Annotated in this window: 14 protein-coding genes; 11 read left to right on the top strand and 3 right to left on the bottom strand. The window is 54.7% G+C overall.

Annotated features, from left to right (window positions below; all coding sequences use genetic code 11):
* The first annotated feature begins 65 nt into the window (after positions 1–65).
* The 7 genes from MKY58_RS00335 (at position 66) to MKY58_RS00365 (ending at position 6,797) form a co-directional block, all read left to right on the top strand.
* Positions 66–818, top strand: coding sequence for an ABC transporter ATP-binding protein (locus MKY58_RS00335; protein WP_339322965.1), 753 nt, complete (start codon positions 66–68; stop codon positions 816–818).
* Positions 811–2,427 carry an ABC transporter permease subunit gene (locus MKY58_RS00340; RefSeq protein WP_339322966.1) on the top strand — a complete coding sequence of 539 codons (1,617 nt, stop codon included), beginning with the start codon at positions 811–813 and terminating at the stop codon, positions 2,425–2,427. Before MKY58_RS00335 ends, MKY58_RS00340 begins: the two co-directional genes overlap by 8 nt.
* Before the next feature lie 143 nt (positions 2,428–2,570).
* Entirely contained in the window at positions 2,571–3,563 is a 993-nt protein-coding gene (locus tag MKY58_RS00345; protein WP_339322967.1) for an extracellular solute-binding protein, read from the top strand.
* A 49-nt stretch (positions 3,564–3,612) separates the two neighbouring features.
* Positions 3,613–4,707: a 2-aminoethylphosphonate--pyruvate transaminase gene (phnW, locus tag MKY58_RS00350; protein ID WP_339322968.1), complete on the top strand. Its 1,095-nt coding sequence runs from the start codon at positions 3,613–3,615 to the stop codon at positions 4,705–4,707.
* A complete protein-coding gene (gene phnX / locus MKY58_RS00355) occupies positions 4,704–5,522 on the top strand; it encodes a phosphonoacetaldehyde hydrolase (protein ID WP_339322969.1) in 819 nt (272 codons plus the stop codon). The genes phnW and phnX overlap by 4 nt, the downstream gene beginning before the upstream one ends.
* Positions 5,523–5,655: 133 nt before the next feature.
* A complete protein-coding gene (locus tag MKY58_RS00360; RefSeq protein WP_339322970.1) occupies positions 5,656–6,345 on the top strand; it encodes a hypothetical protein in 690 nt (229 codons plus the stop codon).
* A 197-nt stretch (positions 6,346–6,542) separates the two neighbouring features.
* Positions 6,543–6,797 carry a hypothetical protein gene (locus tag MKY58_RS00365; RefSeq protein WP_339322971.1) on the top strand — a complete coding sequence of 85 codons (255 nt, stop codon included), beginning with the start codon at positions 6,543–6,545 and terminating at the stop codon, positions 6,795–6,797.
* A gap of 156 nt (positions 6,798–6,953) precedes the next feature.
* Here the strand turns inward: MKY58_RS00365 and MKY58_RS00370 are convergent, their stop codons facing one another.
* A complete protein-coding gene (locus tag MKY58_RS00370) occupies positions 6,954–8,027 on the bottom strand; it encodes an LCP family protein (RefSeq protein ID WP_339322972.1) in 1,074 nt (357 codons plus the stop codon).
* A 225-nt stretch (positions 8,028–8,252) separates the two neighbouring features.
* Positions 8,253–10,334, bottom strand: coding sequence for a hypothetical protein (locus MKY58_RS00375; protein ID WP_339322973.1), 2,082 nt, complete (start codon positions 10,332–10,334; stop codon positions 8,253–8,255).
* Between the two features lie 228 nt (positions 10,335–10,562).
* Here MKY58_RS00375 and MKY58_RS00380 point away from each other — a divergent pair, with 228 nt between their 5' ends.
* Positions 10,563–10,877 (top strand): helix-turn-helix transcriptional regulator, encoded by a 315-nt coding sequence (locus MKY58_RS00380; protein WP_339322974.1) that lies wholly within the window; start codon positions 10,563–10,565, stop codon positions 10,875–10,877.
* A 15-nt stretch (positions 10,878–10,892) separates the two neighbouring features.
* Positions 10,893–11,507, top strand: coding sequence for a DUF2812 domain-containing protein (locus MKY58_RS00385; RefSeq protein WP_339322975.1), 615 nt, complete (start codon positions 10,893–10,895; stop codon positions 11,505–11,507).
* Between the two features lie 181 nt (positions 11,508–11,688).
* Here MKY58_RS00385 and MKY58_RS00390 read toward each other — a convergent pair whose 3' ends face one another.
* A complete protein-coding gene (locus tag MKY58_RS00390; protein ID WP_339322976.1) occupies positions 11,689–11,991 on the bottom strand; it encodes a hypothetical protein in 303 nt (100 codons plus the stop codon).
* A 300-nt stretch (positions 11,992–12,291) separates the two neighbouring features.
* Here MKY58_RS00390 and MKY58_RS00395 point away from each other — a divergent pair, with 300 nt between their 5' ends.
* A complete protein-coding gene (locus tag MKY58_RS00395) occupies positions 12,292–13,521 on the top strand; it encodes a hypothetical protein (RefSeq protein WP_339322977.1) in 1,230 nt (409 codons plus the stop codon).
* A complete protein-coding gene (locus MKY58_RS00400; RefSeq protein ID WP_339322978.1) occupies positions 13,518–19,139 on the top strand; it encodes an alpha-amylase family glycosyl hydrolase in 5,622 nt (1,873 codons plus the stop codon). Before MKY58_RS00395 ends, MKY58_RS00400 begins: the two co-directional genes overlap by 4 nt.
* Positions 19,140–19,170: the final 31 nt, after the last annotated feature.

A 19,170-nucleotide genomic window follows, 5' to 3' on the forward strand; every position in this document is an offset into this window, starting at 1 on the left:
ACACTCGCGTATTCGGGTTGACATACGGTTTTTATACTGGGGTTGTGTTTAAGGAGGTGGGCGGCTTGCTGAAGCTGCAGCATATTGGCAAACAATTCGACGGTAAAACCGTTTTGGACGACATCAGCTTCGAGATCGGCACGGGGGAAATCATGTCGCTCCTCGGCCCGAGCGGAAGCGGGAAAACGACGCTGCTTCACCTGATTCTCGGCTTGACCGGGGCGGACCGCGGCAGCATTCGTTTCGGCGATGAGGATTTGACCCGCGTCCCGATGAAAAAGCGCGGCTTCAACATCGTGTTTCAGGATTACGCCCTGTTTCCGAACCTGAATGCCTACGACAACATCCTATACGGATTGCGCAATAAAAAAGGACGCGTGAACGCTGCGGAGGTTCAGGAATATATCGACTTTTTGGAGTTGACTCCGCATTTGAACAAAAATATCGGCGAGCTGTCCGGCGGGCAAAAACAGCGGGTGGCGCTGGCGAGAACGCTCGTCACGAAACCGAGGCTGCTGCTGCTCGACGAGCCGCTCAGCGCGCTGGACGGGGTGATCAAGGAATCGATCAAGCAGCGGATCCAATCGATCGCGAGGGAATTCAAGCTGACGACGGTAATCGTGACCCATGATCCTGAGGAAGCCCTAACGATGTCCGACAAGATCCTGATCATCAACCAGGGCCGAATCGCCCAGTTCGGCACGCCCCAGGACATCATCGACCGGCCGGCCGACGACTTCGTCGAGCAGTTCATCATTAAGCAGTTAAGCATCAAACGGCAAAACATTTTGAACCTGTTCGGTGAGATGTATGCATAAAGTCAAACCGGAAATGCGCGTCGTCTTTATGCTGCTGATGCTCTTTTTCGCCGGTTTTTTGTTCCTGCCGCTGCTCGTTTTGCTGATTCGTTCCCTGGAAACGGGCGAAGGTTTTTCGTTTGCGAACTACGCGGCGGTCTGGGAAGGAAGGAAGCTGATCGAGGCGGTCCTGAACAGCGTCAAGGTGTCGGCGGCCGCGGCCGTCATCGCCACGGTGCTCGGATTCATTTTAGCGTATTCCATTCACTGCACCCGGATCTTTCGCCCGATCAAAGGCATTCTGAAAACGGCCGTCCTCGTGCCGATGCTGCTGCCGACGATCACCTACGGATTCGCCATCATGTACTCGTTGGGTAACCAAGGTCTGATCACGAAGCTGATCGGGCGCAATCTGTTCGAAATATACGGCTTTAACGGCCTGCTGACGGGATATGTCATTTACACGCTGCCGCCGGCTTTTCTGCTGATCCATAACGCTTTCGGTTATATCGACAAAAAGTTCATCATCGTGTCCAAGCTGATGGGCGACGGGACGGCAAGAAGCTTTTTTCACGCGGTGCTGCGGCCGCTCGCGGGCGCGCTGGGCGGGGCGTTCGTGCTCGCTTTTATCCTCAGCTTCACGGATTTCGGCATTCCTGCTTCGGTGGGCGGAACGTATCCGGTCATCGCGGCGCAGCTGTACCAGGTGATGCTCGGCTCCATCCCGGATTTCAACCAGGGGGCGGTCATCGCCGTCGTGATGCTGGTTCCGGCCGCGTTCGGGATCTGGCTGCTGCGGTACCTGGACAAGCTCAATTTCCATTACGACAAAATCTCGGCCATCGAGCTGCCGAAGCACCGGGTCCGGGATACGGGACTGGGCGTTCTGTCGTCCGTGATCGTGACCGGCATGCTTTCCGTTTTTGCGGTCATGTTCGCGGCGCCGTTCATGAACGGCTTTCCTTACGATACGGCTTTTACGCTTAAGCATGTCACCGGCGTATTCGCGTCCGGCGATTTGACGGGTGTATACAAAAATTCGCTTTGGGTCGCGCTGCTCACGTCGCTGCTGGGGACGCTGGCCGCATACGGAGCCGCGCTGCTGAACGTGCGCACCAAGCTTAAGGCGAAAGGCGCGACCGATGTCGTGTCGATGGTCACCAATACGGTGCCGGGAATGGTGCTCGGGATCGCGTACCTGCTTTTGTTTAACGGGAGCAGCCTGAAGGGAACGTTCGCCATCCTCGTGCTGTGCAACATCGTGCACCTGTTTACGACGCCGTATTTAATGGCCAAAAACGCCCTGTCCAAGATGAATCCGTCCTGGGAAACGACGGGCGAGCTGCTCGGGGACAGCTGGTTCAAGACGGTGTACCGGGTGGTGCTGCCGAACTCGGCGTCCGCGATCATCGAAATGTTCGCTTATTATTTCGTCAATTCGATGGTGACGATCAGCGGGATCATCTTCCTGGTGTCGGCGCAAACCTCGGTCGTGGCGAGCAAAATCAAGGAGCTGCAGCATTTCGCCAAGTTCAACGAGATTTTCGTGCTGTCGCTGCTGATCTTTTTCACCAACCTGGTGGTTAAGGTCGCGTGCGATTGGATGCAGCGGAGGAGGGCGGTGCGCTAATACTTTTCCGTACACGGAGCGACCGCTTCGCGTGGAGCCCTTTAAGTAGATACCCAAGCCAGGCAACCCGTAGCGGCCTTACTATCTCGTAGCGGTTTCCACCGCAACAACTATTCCATTATTAAAAGCGAGGGATTTACGACATGTCCAAAACATTCAAAAGTATGCTGCTTACGTTATTCGCCATCGGCTTCGTGCTTGCTATGACGGGCTGCGGCAGCGGCAAAGCGGAGGAAGCGAAAAAGGTCGTCATTTACACGAACGCGGACGAAGAGGCCGTCGCCTCCATGGAAACCGCGCTGAAAAACGCCGGGTATGACGGCAAATACGTGCTGCAATCGCTCGGCACCTCGGAGCTCGGCGGCAAGCTGATGGCCGAAGGCGGAAAAATCGAAGCCGATCTGATCACGATGAGCTCCTATTTTATTGAAAGCTCGCAAAGCCAGTATTCTATGTACAAAGATCTGTCGTTTACGACGGATGCGCTGGAATCATACCCGTCCTATTATACGCCGATATTGGCCAACACCGGTTCGATTTTCGTCAATACCGAGGTGCTGAAGCAAAAAGGTTTGCCGATGCCCACGTCGATCAAAGACCTGACGAAGCCCGAATTCAAAGGCCTTGTCTCGATCCCGAACATTATGGATTCCTCGACCGGCTGGCTGCTCGTTCAAGCGGTCATTAGCCAATACGGCCAGGAAGAAGGCAAAACGGTGCTCCATGACCTGATCGCAAACGTTGGCCCGCATCTGGAAAGCTCCGGCTCCGGTCCGATCAAAAAGGTGCAGGCGGGAGAAGTCGCTGCAGGCTTCGGCTTGCGCCACCAGGCCGTCAAAGCGAAAGCGTCCGGCGCGCCGATCGACTATGTGGACCCTGCTGAAGGTAACTTTTCGCTCACCGAATCCGTGGCGGTCGTGGACAAGAAAAATGCCGTGACGGACCTGGCGATGAAAATGGCGGAAACGATCATCAAAGACGCGCGGAAGGATCTGATCACCAATTATCCGGTGGCGCTGTACAAAGGCGAGACGGTGGAAAACGTCAACCAGCCTGCGCATCCGATGAAGTTCGTCGAACCGCTGACCGTCGAGCTGCTGAAGAAACATCAGCAATTTTTTGAGGCAGCCCAATAAGGCTGCAGCCGACGCCTGAAATCCAAACCGAACAAGGGAGCCAAACAAAATGAACAATTACAAGCTGTTAACCCCGGGACCGCTCACCACGACCGCCGCGGTGAAGGAAGAGATGCTGTTTGACCGCTGCACGTGGGACGACGACTATAAATCGATTACGCAAAAAATCCGGTCGCAGCTGCTTTCGCTTGCAGGAGCGAGTCCGGACGAATATACCGCCGTGCTGATGCAGGGCAGCGGCACGTTTGCGGTAGAGTCCGTGATGACCTCGGCCGTGTCCGACGACGACAAGGTGCTGATCGTGACCAACGGGGCGTATGGCGAGCGGATCGTCCAGATGGCCGAGTATATCGGCCTGAACTACACGCCGTACCAAGTCAGCTATGATGCGCAGCCGGAGGAAGGGGAGCTTCGAGCGTTGCTGGCGGCCGATCCGGAAATTACGCATATCGCGATGGTCCACTGCGAAACGACGACGGGCATTTTGAACCCGCTGGAGACGGTGGCGAAGCTGTCCAAGGAATACGGAAAAACCCTTATTATCGACGCGATGAGCAGCTTCGGCGGCATCGAGATCGACGTGGCGGGGCTGGGCATCGATTATCTGATCAGCAGCGCGAACAAATGCATTCAAGGCGTGCCGGGCTTCGGATTCGTCATCGCCAAGCTGGATCAACTGAAAGGCTGCCAAGGCGTCGCGCGCAGCTTGTCCCTGGATTTGTACGACCAATGGAAAGGAATGGACAAGGACGGCAAATGGCGGTTTACGTCCCCGACCCATGTCGTGGCGGCATTTTCGAAGGCGCTGGACGAGCTCATGGAAGAAGGCGGGGTACCCGCCCGGCATGCGCGGTATCTCGAAAATAACCGTTTGCTGCGCCAAAAGCTTGCGGAAATCGGCATTCCGGCCTATATTTCGGAAGAGAAGCAGTCGCCGATCATCACGACCTTTTTATTCCCGGACGAACGTTTTCGCTTTGGAGACTTTTATGCTTACGTGAAGGATCGGGGATACGTGATTTATCCCGGCAAGCTAACGGACGTCGACACGTTCCGGATCGGCAATATCGGCGAGATTTATCCGGAGGACATCGAACGGTTATGCGGCATCATCAGCGAATATATGGGAGGAACGGGACGATGAACAAGATCGAAGGCGTTATTTTGGACTGGGCCGGAACGGCAGTGGATTTCGGTTGTTTCGCGCCGGTGAACGTATTTGTGGACATATTCAAAAAGGCGGGCATCGAAGTGACGATGGAAGAAGCGCGCGGCCCGATGGGAATGCTGAAAATCGACCATATCCGCGCCATGCTGTCCATGCCGAGGGTGTCGGCGCTGTGGGAAGAGGCTTACGGCAGGGCTTTTAACGAGGAAGATGTAAATCGGCTGTACGCCGAATTCGAACCTGCATTGATGGTGTCCTTATCCGAGTATACGAATCCGATTCCGGGCGTCATCGACACGGTGGAAGGGCTGCGCGCCCAAGGGCTGAAGATCGGTTCGACGACCGGCTACACAAGCTCCATGATGGAGGTGGTCGTCTCGGGCGCCCGCGAAAAAGGATACGGGCCGGATCACGTCGTGACGCCGGACGATACCGGGTCGTACGGAAGGCCGTACCCTTACATGATCTACCGCAACATGGAGCATCTCAGATTGTCCGCGGCTTGGAAGGTCGTTAAGGTAGGCGACACCACTTCCGATATCAAGGAAGGCGTGCAGGCCGGCGTATGGTCGGTCGGGGTGGCCGTCGGCAGCTCGGAAATGGGACTGAGCGAAGAGGAGTACCACGGCTTGGCGGACTCGGAAAAAGAAGCGGTGATCGAAAAAACGCAAAAGGTATTCATGCAGCATGGGGCGGATTTTACGATCCGTACGCTGGCTGAGCTGCCGGCATTGATTGAACGCATCAACGGGCTGCTCGCGGAAGGGAAAAGACCGGGCACCTGCTCATAAGCGACTTCGTGTTAAAGAAAACAAATGCTGCAGTGATTCACAAACCTGTCTCCATGAACACCCTCAACTTGTAATAATATGGAATTTATATATACTGGTGATATTGATCAGAAAATTGACGATAGGAGGGGGCATGGTGAGAAAAAAAGGGTTAATCACTGCGCTTCTTGTTAGTATTTTCTTGGTTTCCGCAATTTCCGTTTCGGCGCAAGGGAGTCTATTTAAGGGGTTTCCAACCGTTCATTTAAAGTGGAATGAGGAAGAAATAAGCGATCCTTCCGGTACTCCAGCGGTGATTATAGACAATCGAACGATGATTCCAGTGTATTTATTTAAAGAAATGGGGATTTCTGCAGTTAAAAAGGGAAATACGGTTGAAATGTCGAACAGCAAAAACGAATACTTTATTAGTTTAGATGCCCTTCAAGCTTTTAATGAAGGGACCATCCAAGTCATCGATCAGATTAATACAGATATTTTGTCTCTATGGAAATCTGTTCAAAACGGCACCCTAACGGATTCTGCTATTCAGTCGCTTAAGGAGCAGCTCAATAGAGTAATTGATAACAGTAAAGGTAGTGGCAAATTAGTATATTTGAAAACAGGGCTTCATGATAACCCCTCTAATATCTATCGAGCAGCTGACGTATGCCAATACTATTTAAAAGCGATGGATCATTTGGAGAATTATCAAAGGACTTCTAAGGAAACTGAGCTTGCTGAATTCTTTAAAGAAGTTGGGCATGCCAATAGTCAACTCGATTTAATTAAAAGCGATTATAACCAAATGATGAAATCCACCCTTGAAAGAATGCGAAGATAAAATCATAAGTTTTGAATTTGGACCGCCATTTCATACCTTGAATGGTGGTCTTATTGTATTCTCACCCGTGCCCCGCAGATTCCAAGGCCGGATATCGAACCCAAAATGATAACCGTCCCGTTGTCCGCGACGTTATAACAATTGATTGAACCGATTTATTAAAGGGAAATCCATTCATTTAAGGAGCTGAACATGAAATGAATGATAAAGGGAAGAAACGGATTCACGAAGGTCAGGCAACGGAGGATCCTGTATTTGCTCATCAAGCAGCGGAAGAGACAAGATATGTTGACGATCCATTGCTGCCCATGCAGCGGATCGAAGGCGGGGGCGGGCCGAAAAGGGTGCATCTCGACAGCATGCCTGCGCCCGTAAGGTATTTGGGGTACTTTTTCGTTTTTATCGTGCCTGTTTTATTCGTAATCCTGATCATCATCAGTTTTATCAAGTAGGATCCTTCCAAAAGTTCGCAGCTCCGCGAAAATACAGTGAACAACCCACCGTACGCCGGTGCCCGGCGCGGTGGGTTGTTATTTGCCTCGTTACATCTATTCGAGCATTAGAACGTGTAAGCCGGAACATATAGATCAATCATGCCGTCTCATTGGTTATTGCGAATTGGGCTTCGTATACAGCCCGATATGTTTTCCGTAATTGGTTTTCGCTTTCTTGTTCAGGCCGAGATTGGAGTATAAGGCTTCCATCGCCTGCGTTAAATCCTCTTTGTTCCAATACACGAACGGGCTTTTCCAGTCGCCTTCCACGTTTAGCATGCGGGTCGTGTCGGGTTTCATTTGTTTGAAATTGAAGAGCCACCGCTTCAGCTTTTCCTCCGGAATATCGGTTTTGACGTTATCGCCGATAATATCCAGCATGTCTCCCCACTGGCCGATGCCGTTCAGGGAAGTCAGTTTGTCCAGCATTTGGTTCAGGACCTGCTGCTGGCGTCTGTTGCGGTCAAAATCGGAAGAAGGCCCGGTGCCGTCATTGGATTTGCGGTATCTGACGAAGTCGAGCGTTTGCTGTCCGTCGAGATGCTGCAGCCCTTTGGTCAGGTTGATATGCGTCCCGTCCGCGTTATCGATATACCGCATATCCATGTCGACGTCGATCTCGAGTCCGCCAACGGCGTCCACCGCCTGACGGAACCCGTCAAAATTGATGAGCACCATATAATCGATCGGGATCTGCAGCAGCTCCCCGAATAATTGCTTGGTTTCGGCCATCGCGGTCGTTTTGTCCTGGATGTAGTGGTGGGCGTAAAAGTAGTTTGCTTTATGGCTTGTTTGTCCGGCAGGCGTAATTTTTAAGTCGCGCGGGATCGAGAGCAGGCTGGCCGATTTGGTCTTCGGGTTCAGCGTCGCGATCATCATGACGTCGGTGTTCATCGTTCCGCCGCTGCCCTCGCGGTTGTCGACGCCCGCAAGCAGGAACGTCACCGGCTTCATGTCTTCTTCGCCGATGCTTTCGATTTCGGCGTCCGCTTCGGGTACCTGATGCGAAACTTCCTGCTGCTGCGGGGCCGTGTATTCGGCGGCGGAAATTTTATGTAAGGCTGACATGGCTTTATGGTGCAATACCCCCGCATAAGCTCCGGCGATCACAATCAACAGTCCGATAACGCTGATACAGCTAAGTATGACAGTACGATAAATGCTTCTTTTTTTCTTGGAACGGGTCATAAATCCTCCAGAATATAGTTGTGGCATGAACGCCCCATCGCCTCCATGGCAGCGCGTAATTCACTCCTTTCGAAAAATGTTCGCTTGTCATATGTATACTACAAAATATACAATCGATCAAATTTAGGACCAAATCTCCAGCCAATGTATATTATCTCGAAGGATAACGCCCCTAAATTAAGCAGCCGCCTTCCTAGGGAAGACGGCCGTCGTCAATTGTTCTGCTTAGTCCCACTTCAGCTTCGTCTGCACGGCCGAACTGCGGGTTCCGTCCGGGCTGACGGCGACCAGTTCGATCGTCGTTTCCGCTTCGCTGCCGATCCGTTCCAGCGATTTGACGTAATAAACTTCGTCCATGATCCGTCCGATCGCTTCCTTATTGCCGTCCGGCTTGATCCGGTAAAGATCGTAATACGCCACATGGTCCGGATTCCATGTCCAGGATACAAACAGCTCCGCCTGATTGCCTTTCACGTAGGCCTCATCGATCTTCAAGTCTACAGGAGCCGCAGGCTGTTCGGAAGCGCCTTTCGTTACGGCCATCCGTCCGATATTCATGCGGTAGTCGACCGTTTCGGCAGACGCGAAATGCAGCCCGATCGTCGCCAGGGTACGCCCGCTGTAAGCTCCGAGGCTCAATGTTTTGGTATTCCAACCTGCCGTATCGCTGCTGCCGATATCGACATATTCGAACCGGTCCGGCTGATCCTCGAACAGGAGCGCGGCCTTCATATGCGTCGGCGTGCCGGCGGCATCCGACTTATACGTGATGGACAGGTTCACGTCATTCGAGATCACAAGCTTTGTTTTGAACAAACGGAGATCGGTCGGGTTGGCGGCACCCAGCTTACCGGACACCTTCAGCGACGAACCGCCGTCGTAGGCCGTCCCGTAATCGAAGGATGCAGCAAGCGGCGCGCCGGTTCCGGCGCTTTTCGCCCACCACTGCCAGCTCGGCAAAATGTCCTGGATGCCGGCGTTGTTCCATTCCTTCGCGCTGGATATTTCCCCATCCAGGAAAAAGGCGGTGCCGTGCCCCGTATTAAAGGAACTCTGGAATGGATAGGAGCCGATCACCGACCGCTCCGGGATAAAATGCGCCACCCCGTCCCAGCAGCGGTATTCCGTCGGGTTGTTCGGAACCCCGCGATCCGGGTATGGGCTGCAGCCCGTCGTCAGCGTGCGGCCCGTGCGGGTAGGGTCCTGATTCGGCCCCGACCAGTAGACCCGTTCCCGCCGGAATACCTCCTCCTGCGCATTCGGGTCGAATTTGTTCGGGGCTCTGTTCCATACCATATCGGTTCCGAACAACGCCCATCCGCTTTTTGGCGCCTTGCCTGCCGGAAAAATCCACCGGGGGTCGTACGGCGGATTGTAGCCGTATTTATCGTTTTCCGTACCTGCAAACAGCACCTTGTACGGGTCCAAGCCCAGGCTTTGGGCATACGCATTCGCATTCGCCAACCTCGTTTCGTTCCAGGCATAGTTCATGAAGATGCTGTTGTTGACCGGCACCCCGTTATCCACGATCCAAGGCGCGTTGCTGCTGCTGAAGCCGTTCACGTAGCTGACCCTGCCGTCCACCGACAAGGAATCGTACCACTGCAGATGGAAGCCTTCCGGCGCTTTCGCGCGCAAATATTTGATCATCTCCATCAGCTTCTGGGCGTTTTCTTTGGAAATGCTTGCTTCCTGATTGATAAAATAACCGTCAAATCCGAAATACTGCGCCATCTCGATCATTTTGTCCGCTACCGGAAACGATCCGTCCGGCTTTTTCTCGACCCAATCGGAGAAGTTTTGCCCCGCTCTGGGCCAGAACCATCCGCCCAAACTGAGCACGCCGTTTCGGTGCGCGGCATCCGTATACGCCGGATTCGGCAGGTTGATCACGCCAAACTCGGGATTCGTCACCGAAGAGCCGTCTACCGGGAGCCCGTGCCATGACCCGTAAAGGTCGGTGTACTGCCAAAAGTTCAGCAAATTCCGGGAGAAGGAGTCGTTGTAGCGGTACGCCTCGAAAAAAGCCTCCTTATCGTAGTCCGCGGATAGGTTCATGACCTGCGGTTCTGCGCTTAACGCCGGGTTGGCCTGGGTCGGGGCAAAGGCGGGAATGCGCTCGGCCAGGGGGATGCGGGACCTGAAGTATTTTGCGAAGCGGTCTGTTTCCGGGCTCCAGTTCTTGATTTGGTTTACGTTGTACCCGTGCATGTAAGGCTGGTGATCGGCTTTCGGCGTTTCGGCCGCAGCGGCCGCGGTTTGAAGGGCCATGGCTGCGACCCCGGCCGCAAGTAGGGCTGCTAACATTTTGGGAAGACGGCCTCCTTTTTTTCGAAAATGAAACAACAGAACACCCCGTTTCTTTCGAATGTAGCTGTACTCTTTATTCATAAGCCTGCCGGAGCAAAGTATGACCTCAAGATCGAAGATGGCTCGGCAAAATAAAAAAACAGTTGCAATATACAGTCCGACTATATATAGTGGAACTATACAGTTCTACGATATAAAGCGAAGCTGAATAAAGGGGGTATCATCTTGAGCCGGGACAGACATTTGCCGCTGACGGAAACGGTTTATTATATATTGCTTGCTTTGCGGGAACCCGCCCATGGATATTTGATCATGCAAAAGGTGGAGGAGATGAGCGCCGGCCAGGTGCGGATGGCTGCCGGAACGCTGTACGGGGCGGTGGAAAACCTGCTGAAGCAGAAATGGATCCAGCCGGTCCAAAGCGAGGACAGCCGCCGCAAGGTATACGTCATTACCGACCAGGGGCTTGCCATATTGCGTCAGGACTTTGAACGCATGAAACATATGATTGAAGTAACAAACGCGATCATGGGATCGTAAGACGGAGGAACCGCCATGAAAAAGATGAAATTTTTTACGAATTTTGACCGTGAAGAACAGTGGTTAAACGAGATGGCCCGTCAGGGGTACCGATTGGTCAATAAATCGATGACTTATGAATTCGAGCCTGCAAAACCGGAGGAGGCGAATTACCGGATCGATTACCGGACCTTTAAAACCCGCCAGGATTTTGAGGACTACAAGGCATTGTTCGAGGACTGCGGCTGGACCCACGTTGCGGGGACGAAAACATCCGGAGCGCAATATTTTAAGCAAACGGGCGACTGGGGAGACGACGACATTTTTTCCGACGTCAATTCGAAGGCGGCGCGGTACAAACGCATCTCGGATATGTGGCTGTCGCTGGCTTGCAGCTTCATTCCGCTTTTTGCGGTTTTGATTTCGACGGGCGCAATTCATGTGACGGCTTTTGTAAAGCCCAAGCTGCTGTATTATACACCGGGATTATGGGAGATGAGCGGATCGCAATTTTGGAGGTCCTTCCTGTTTGAAACGCCGTTCGCCGTTATGAGAGGGTTTAGCTGGGCTGTCATTCCGATCATGATTCTCGTGTATGCCGCTTTTGCGTATAAAGCGAAAAAGGAGTATATGAAATCGCAGCAAGAGTAGAAAGAATGGAGTTACTTATAGATCAAAAGCTTCCAGAAATTCGGCGACGGCGGCCGGTTCTTTCGGAAGCTTTTTTTGATCTGTAAGAAAGTATCATTTCCGGGGTCACGAAAAGCGTATCTCAATCTGCCTTCGAAGCCAAAGCCCCACCTTGTCCGGGGTTATGTTGCGGCACTCTTTATTAATCGAAAAACGGCAAGCACAGGCAGAACGCAATGACCCACAGCAGGGTCAGATTCGCCGTCGCATAAGCCCATTTGAAGGAAAAACGATGGTAAAAAAACCAGCATATAAACGAAAGCAGAGGGCCCAGCGGATAACTCAACAGGATCGCAACGTAAGTGTAGACAAACCCATTGTGGGCTGCGGCGGGGTCGTCGAACGAAAAGGCGACGATGATCAGCATGAAGGGGTAGAGCAGCAGCGTGAGTCCGTATAAAATATTTAAAATAAGCAAAATCGTAAACGCGGTCCGGTTCTTCAAACAGGGTCCCCCTTTTCGAATCCAATTTGCGATCAAAATGAATACTTACGCTATTATATGGGAATTCCCCGAAAATACCAATTCCCCACAAGATGCGAAAAAGCACGGCAAAATGACTGAAGAAAAAACTTGGCGCCGATTGACGAGTAAGCGTTTTCATAATAAGATGAAATCAGTTTGATCTCAAGCATCAGGGGTTGACATACAAAATAAATAAAGGAGGTTTATTTGCGTTTGTGCAAACGTTTGCTCAATGAATGAAGCAGATTTTGATCATCACTTTTATCAAGGAGGCCTTATATGAGCTATCGCAGAAAAAAACCAATCCGCGCGTTGTCTTTGCTGTTGGCGATCATGATGACAATCGAACTGATTGCCGGCGTTTTCCGCCCGGTTTTGGCCGAGGCGGCGGAGGCGGAGCCGAAAAGCACGTACGCGGATGAAGGAAAACTTTATTTCCGGCTGCCGCAAACGCTGATTCAGGTCACGGCTTCAGGCGCATCCGCAGGATGGAACGAGGCGGCCGAACTCACCGATCCGGACAACGACGGTACATACACGGCTGAAGTCACCGGGCTGCAAGCCGGAGAGGAATACGCCTACGCGATTGCCGTCAACGGCGTGCAGCAAAGCGGGTCGCCCCTGACGGCTTCCGCCGATGATCAAGGCATTTTGCGCCTGTCCTATACCCCCGTGTTTAAGGTGACGGGAAGCTTTGACGCTTCCGGGGGAGCGGACCAATACCCGCTTGCGCTCGAAAGCGGCACGTATCAATACGAGACGGAGATGCTTCCGGCCGGGGAGTATACGTATGCGTTTATCGCTTCCTCCGAAGGGACGGGAGACATCCGCTTTTCCGACCCGGGCAATCCTCCGGCGGACGGCCCCGACAGCAAAATCACGGTGGAGGCCGCAGCTTCGGAACAGCCGCCTGCAGAACCTGCGGCGAAGGCCGGACTCTCCGGGCCGGCGCCCGACCCGCTGGTTGATCAGCCGGGAGGCGCGTCCAAATGGGTGATCGCCGGCAGCTTCCAGGGCTGGAACAACAGCTCCGAAGAGACGAGAATGAAGCATTTAACGGGAGATTTTTATCAATATTCCGCGGTGCTGGATGCGGGCCATCATGAGTTCAAAATCGTTAAAAGCGGCACCTGGGACGGGTTTTCGAACAACGGCAACAATTTTGCGTTCGATTTGGATGCCCCCGCAAAGGTGAATATTTACGTCAACGAAAAGCTTGGCGAGGCGCGCATCAATTTGCCGAACGTGCAGGGCCTGCCGCAATATGCGCCCAAGCTGACCGAAGCCGAATGGCCGAGGCTGGTAGGCAATATCCAAAAGCTGTTTGGCGAAAACGAGTGGGCTCCGGGCGAAGCGAAGCAGATGTTCGTCGATACCCGGTTTGACGGTTCGGTGTATGAGCTGCAGCGCCCGGTGCCTGCAGGCAAATACGAGATGAAGGTGGTGCTGGGGGACCGGAGGATGGAATCCCGAATTACGGGGACGAAAACGGCAACAATTTTCTTTTGAACGTCCTGGATCCGTCCGACGTCATATTTTCCATTGATCTCAGCCAGCCGAAACCGGTGCTGACGACCAACTACATGCCTTCCGACGCCGCTTACGACGGCAAAATCAACAAAGGCAAGCTGTATTTCGATTCGCGTCAGATGACTTATAAAAAGCCTTTCGGAGCCGTCAAGGAGCAAACGGAAGACGTCACGCTGCGGATCGCCGCCGAGGCGGGGGACGTGCAGGTTGCGCGCGTGGAGCTGACGAATCCCGAGGGAATGTCTTCCGCTTACGATATGCATGTGGCGACTTCTTTTGGCGGGCTGGACTATTGGGAGGCCACGATTCCGAAGACGGCTTTTCAAGGCATCGGCGTATGGAATTATAAATTCATTCTCGTCGAGGGGATGGCCAAGGTGGAGTACGGGGACGACAACAACCGCGGCGGAGCAGGCACGACGGCTGACGACGGGGTGCTCCCGTACGAGCTGACCGTGTACAAGAAGGATTTTAAAACGCCGGACTGGATGAAAAACGCGGTCGTGTATCAGATTTTCCCGGACCGGTTCCTCGACGGCAACCCGGACAACAACCGGGCGAAAATCGTGGACGGTTACCGCGGCGGCGCCATGCCGGGCGAAACGATGACGGAGAAAAACGGGCATAAGCTCCAATTTTTCGATGGCGGCGTCCCAGGCGACCCCGTGCCGGAGGATGTTGCAGGCTCGTGGAGCGACGTGCCGGAAAACCCGGACCGCGTGCTCCCGCAAAACAAGCCTTATTTTCCAGGTGCCAAGTCTGACGGCGTGTGGACGAACGAATTTTACGGCGGGGATATCCAAGGCGTGGCGAAAAAGCTGGATTATTTAAAATCGCTTGGCGTCACCGTCATTTATTTCAATCCGGTCGCTTGGGCGGCTTCCAATCATAAGTACGACGCCACCGACTACAAGCACCTGGATCCGATGTTCGGCGAGCCGGTGTACAACAAGCCGGGCGACCCGACCTCGGGTTTGAACTACGAAGCGACAAGAACCGCATCCGACCGCGTCTTTGCCGAGTTTGCCAAACAGGCGCGCGCCAAAGGCATCCGGCTGATCGTGGACGGCGTGTTTAACCATGTCGGCGACGACTCCATTTATTTTGACCGTTATGAGAAATATCCGGAGATCGGGGCTTACGAATTTTGGTCGAAGGTTTACGACAAAATGAATGCGGATCCAAGCCTGACGTTGGAGAAGGCCAAGCAGCAGGTGGTTGATTCGTTTACGTCCCAAATCAATCCGGCGACGGGCAAGCATTACGCTTACCCCGAAGACTTTGACTTTACGACGTGGTTCAAGGTATCGAACGAAAAGGTCGACGGCCATTACAAATACGAAGGCTGGTGGGGTTTCGACTCCCTGCCCGTCATTGACGCGCCCGAACCGGCTGCCAGCGATGCGGACGGTCTGTCCGGCAACCACGAATGGAACGTTCAAGGATACCGGGACCAGGTGATCGGCCATGACTTGACGGGCCTATCGGATGACCAGGCGGCACAGCGGATGCAGGAGGCCAACTCCCAGCGCTGGGAATGGCTCGGCGCCCGCGGCTGGCGGCTGGATGTTGCGCCTGACGTGTCCTCGGGCACGTGGCAGCAGTTCCGCAAAGCCGTCAAATCGACGGAGGGAAGAACCGACGTCAACGGGGAGCCGATCGACGACCCGATCATTTTGGGCGAAGAGTGGGGCGTGGCGACCAAGTTTTTGCTTGGCGACCAGTTCGATTCGGTAATGAACTACCGCTTCCGCAGCGCTTTGCAAACGTTTGTCCTGAACGGGAACGCCACCCAGTTCCATGAATCGCTGGAATCGATCCGCGAGGATTATCCGCAAGAGGCGTGGGAAGTCATGCTGAATCTGGTGGATTCGCACGACACCATCCGCTCGATCACCAAATACGACAAACCGTCCTGGGAAGAAGAGCATTTGCAGATCGCTCCAAGCCCGTCGGACCGGGCGCTTGGCATGCAGGCGCTGACGGCCGTTTTCCAGATGGGTTACCCGGGAGCGCCTACGATCTACTATGGCGATGAGGTAGGCTTGGAAGGCACGAAAGATCCGGACTCCCGTCGCACATTCCCGTGGGAACGGGTAAGCGAATCCGGGGGAGGTTATGCAGGAACGGGAAAATACGCGGATCTGCTGGCAACCTACCAAAAGGCGGCTGAAATCCGAAACGATAACGAGGTATTCCGTACGGGCGATCTGACAGTGGCCTATGACGAAGGCGACGTGATCGCTTATGCGCGCAAAACCGATACCCAGGCGGGGCTCGTCATCGTCAACCGCGGCGGCAGCGACGCGACGATCAGCCTCGACACGGCTGGTTTCCTGCCATCCGATATCACCCTCACCGACCGGCTGGGAAGCGGCACGACGGTTCAATTCAAAGACGGAAAAGCCAGTTTGACGGTCAAGGCGATGAGCGGCATGATGATGACTTCGGATGCAAGCCTGAAGGCCGTGCCTAAAGTGAGCGGACTGCAGGCAATCGGAGGCAACGGCTCCGTCGCGCTGTCGTGGAATGCCGTTCCTGAAGCGGCGTCTTACCGCATCTACCGCGCGCCGATCGAAGGCGGGACGCTCGAGCAAGCCGCAACGGTGAACGGAACGGACTGGACGGATACGAACGTACAGAACGGAACGAAATATTATTATGCCGTGACGGCGGTCACGCCGGATGGGGAGAGCGGTTTGAGCGATTACGCATCCGCTACGCCTTTTTATCCGGTGCAATCGGTGGAAATCACAGGCACCTTGACGCCCGTGACCTTGGGGGCAGGGCATAAGACTTCGCAAATCCAAGTCACGATCCACATACCGGGATTATCGGATCATCCTGCTTACGCCGGAAAAGAAATGCCGGGGGTTGCCGCGAAGCTGGCTTTTTACAAGGAAGGCGATAACAAGGAGGATGCGGGCGAAACCAAGCTGCGTTATTTGGAAGATACGCCGGACGGGCGGAAGGTGTACTGGGCTGCGTTTGAACCGACGGAAGCCGGGACCTTCCATTATTTCGCCAAGGTGTCCACCGACAACGGACAGACATATACGGAATCTGCTTCCGCATCTGTCGATGTCTATGCCGATCCGGTGAATACGACGCCGCCGGAAGCACCGGTCCTGGCTTCGATTGGCACCGAATCGAGCCGCGCGCAGTTGGCATGGACCCACGCGGGCGGCGCGTTCAAATTCGAGGTTTACCGCAAGCAGGACGGGCGGAATTTCAAAAAGCTGGCCGTTCTCGATGCTTCGGCGCGGGGCTATACGGATTTTACGGTAACCAACGACACGACGTACACGTACCGGGTTGCAGCGATCGATGCTTTTTATAATCGGGCTTTCTCGGATGAGCAGACGGTGACGCCGAAGCTCGTCATGGTCGACGTCAAGCTCCGCTTGCATTTGCCGAGCTACACGCCGGTAGAGGACGATATTTACATCGCGGGGACGATCAACGGCTGGAACCAGGCCGGAGGGAAGCTGAACGTGCCAAGCGGGGCCACCACCCGGGACATCGTGGAATACGATTTCAAAATGATGGCCGGAAAACAGATCGAATACAAATATACCCGGGGAACCTGGGATACCGAAGCGCTGACCTCCCATTCCCGCCTGGCCGACGATCCTTCCGACATGAGCAACTATGCGTATTCCTCCGAGAATACGAACATGAAGCTGACCGTCAAAAACGAGGGCGGCAACAAGATGACCGTCAACGATTACGTCCTGCGCTGGGTGGATATGCCGATGATCGTTATGCTTCCGCGGACTTCCTACGGGGAGGCGATCGCCTACGAAACGACCGAGGACCGCTTTACGTTAAAAGCCAACGTTCCATACGGTTCGGCCGTGACCATCAACGGGCAGCCGATTCCGGCGGATGCGCTCGATGCCCAAGGGAACGTGGAGGTCCGGGACATTCCGTTGCTTCCGGGCATGAACCGCTTCTCCGTCCATACCGAGCCAAGCGCGGAAACGCTGAACTTGCCGTGGTATAAGGATAAAGGGCGGGCCGCAAAGGCAACCAAAACGATTGAGCTCGCCATTACGCGCAAAGAGAAGGGAGGCGAACCGAATCCCGTTCGCGTGACCGGCGTGACGCTTGCTCCGAACGAGCTGCATTTGACGGAAGGCGGCCCTGTCGGAACGTTGACCGCCCGCGTTCAACCGGAGGATGCGGCCGACAAGGCGGTGTCGTTCGCTTCGAGCGACGAAACGGTCGCCAAAGTTGATGCCAACGGCACCGTAACGCCGCTGAAAGCAGGTACCGCAACGATAACCGTCACGACCCACGACGGCGGTTATCAGGCACAAAGCACCGTCACCGTGTCCAACAAAGGCGGGGACGGCGGCAATGGCGGCCAGGAAGGCGGAGGTTCGGGCGGATCAGGCGGCAGTGCGCCGGGCAGCTCTTCCGGCACCCCGTCAAGCCCGGGCAGCATCCCTAGCGAAAAGGATGCCAAAACCGCCGTGTTCACCGTCGAACAGATCACAACGGCAGTGAACCATCGCGGCAATGGCAGCCCTGCCGAAATTGATGCGGGAAGCGCCGACCGCGTGCTGCTTCCGGTTCAAACGGGAAGCCTGCTGCAAGGCGCGGCGCTCCAAGTGAAGCGCGGTGCCGATACGGTAACCGTTCCGGCCGCCGTTTTGGAGCAGCTTAAGGCCGCTGCCGACGGTGCAGCGCCAGGCTGGCAAATTTGCCTGCAGCTTGCAGCCGTCGACGCTTCGGCGGTGCAGCAGCTTCTGTCGATGGCGGGCGCGAAGTCCGGGACCCAGCTCGAGCAGCAATCGGAGTGGTACGATCTGAAGCTGCTGCTGATCGATGGAAGCGGAAAAACGATGAAGGAACTGTCGTCGTTTTATCCGGCTCTGCGTCTGAGCCTCAAAACCCAAGACCAGGCAAAATGGAACCTGACGGCGATGTATCGGGTATCGGACGACGGCGCCGTGGAATGGATCGGCGACGCCTCGAATGCCGGGGGAACCCTAACGGCAGACATTCGGAAGCCTGGCACGTATGCGGCTTTGGAATGGCGGAAGAGCTTTGCCGATCTGCCTGCAGGCCACTGGGCGTCTGATGCGGTTTCTTACCTCGCCGCGCGCCAAATCGCAACCGGAACGAGCTCAGACCGGTTCGAGCCGCAGCGCAGCGTGACGCGTGCAGAATTCGCCTCCCTGATCGCGCGCGCTTTGGGGCTGGAAGCGAAGCAGGCGGCGGCGGCATTTGCCGACGTGCCTGGCGATGCTTGGTATGCGGCGTCCGTAGCCGCCGTGCATGAAGCGGGCATCGTGCAAGGACGTTCCGAAGCCGTCTTTGAACCAAACGCGGTGATCACCCGCGAGGAAATGGCCGTGATGCTTGTCAGAGCATACCATGCGAAGCACCCGGCAAATTCCGGCGTTTCCGGCGTAGATGCCGTATTTACGGACGCCGACCGGATCAGTCCATGGGCCCGGGACGCCGTTCAGACAGCTGCAAAGTTAGGCTTGCTGGAAGGGAACGAAAACCGCCGGTTCCTTCCGCAAGGCCAAGCGACCCGCGCGGAAAGCGCCCAAGTCATTTACCGGTTGCTCTCTGGAAAATAGGAAATACAAAGATGACCCTCGTAATAAAAAC

The sequence above is a fragment of the Paenibacillus sp. FSL W8-0194 genome, assembly GCF_037969745.1.
Taxonomy (GTDB): domain Bacteria; phylum Bacillota; class Bacilli; order Paenibacillales; family Paenibacillaceae; genus Paenibacillus_AQ; species Paenibacillus_AQ cookii.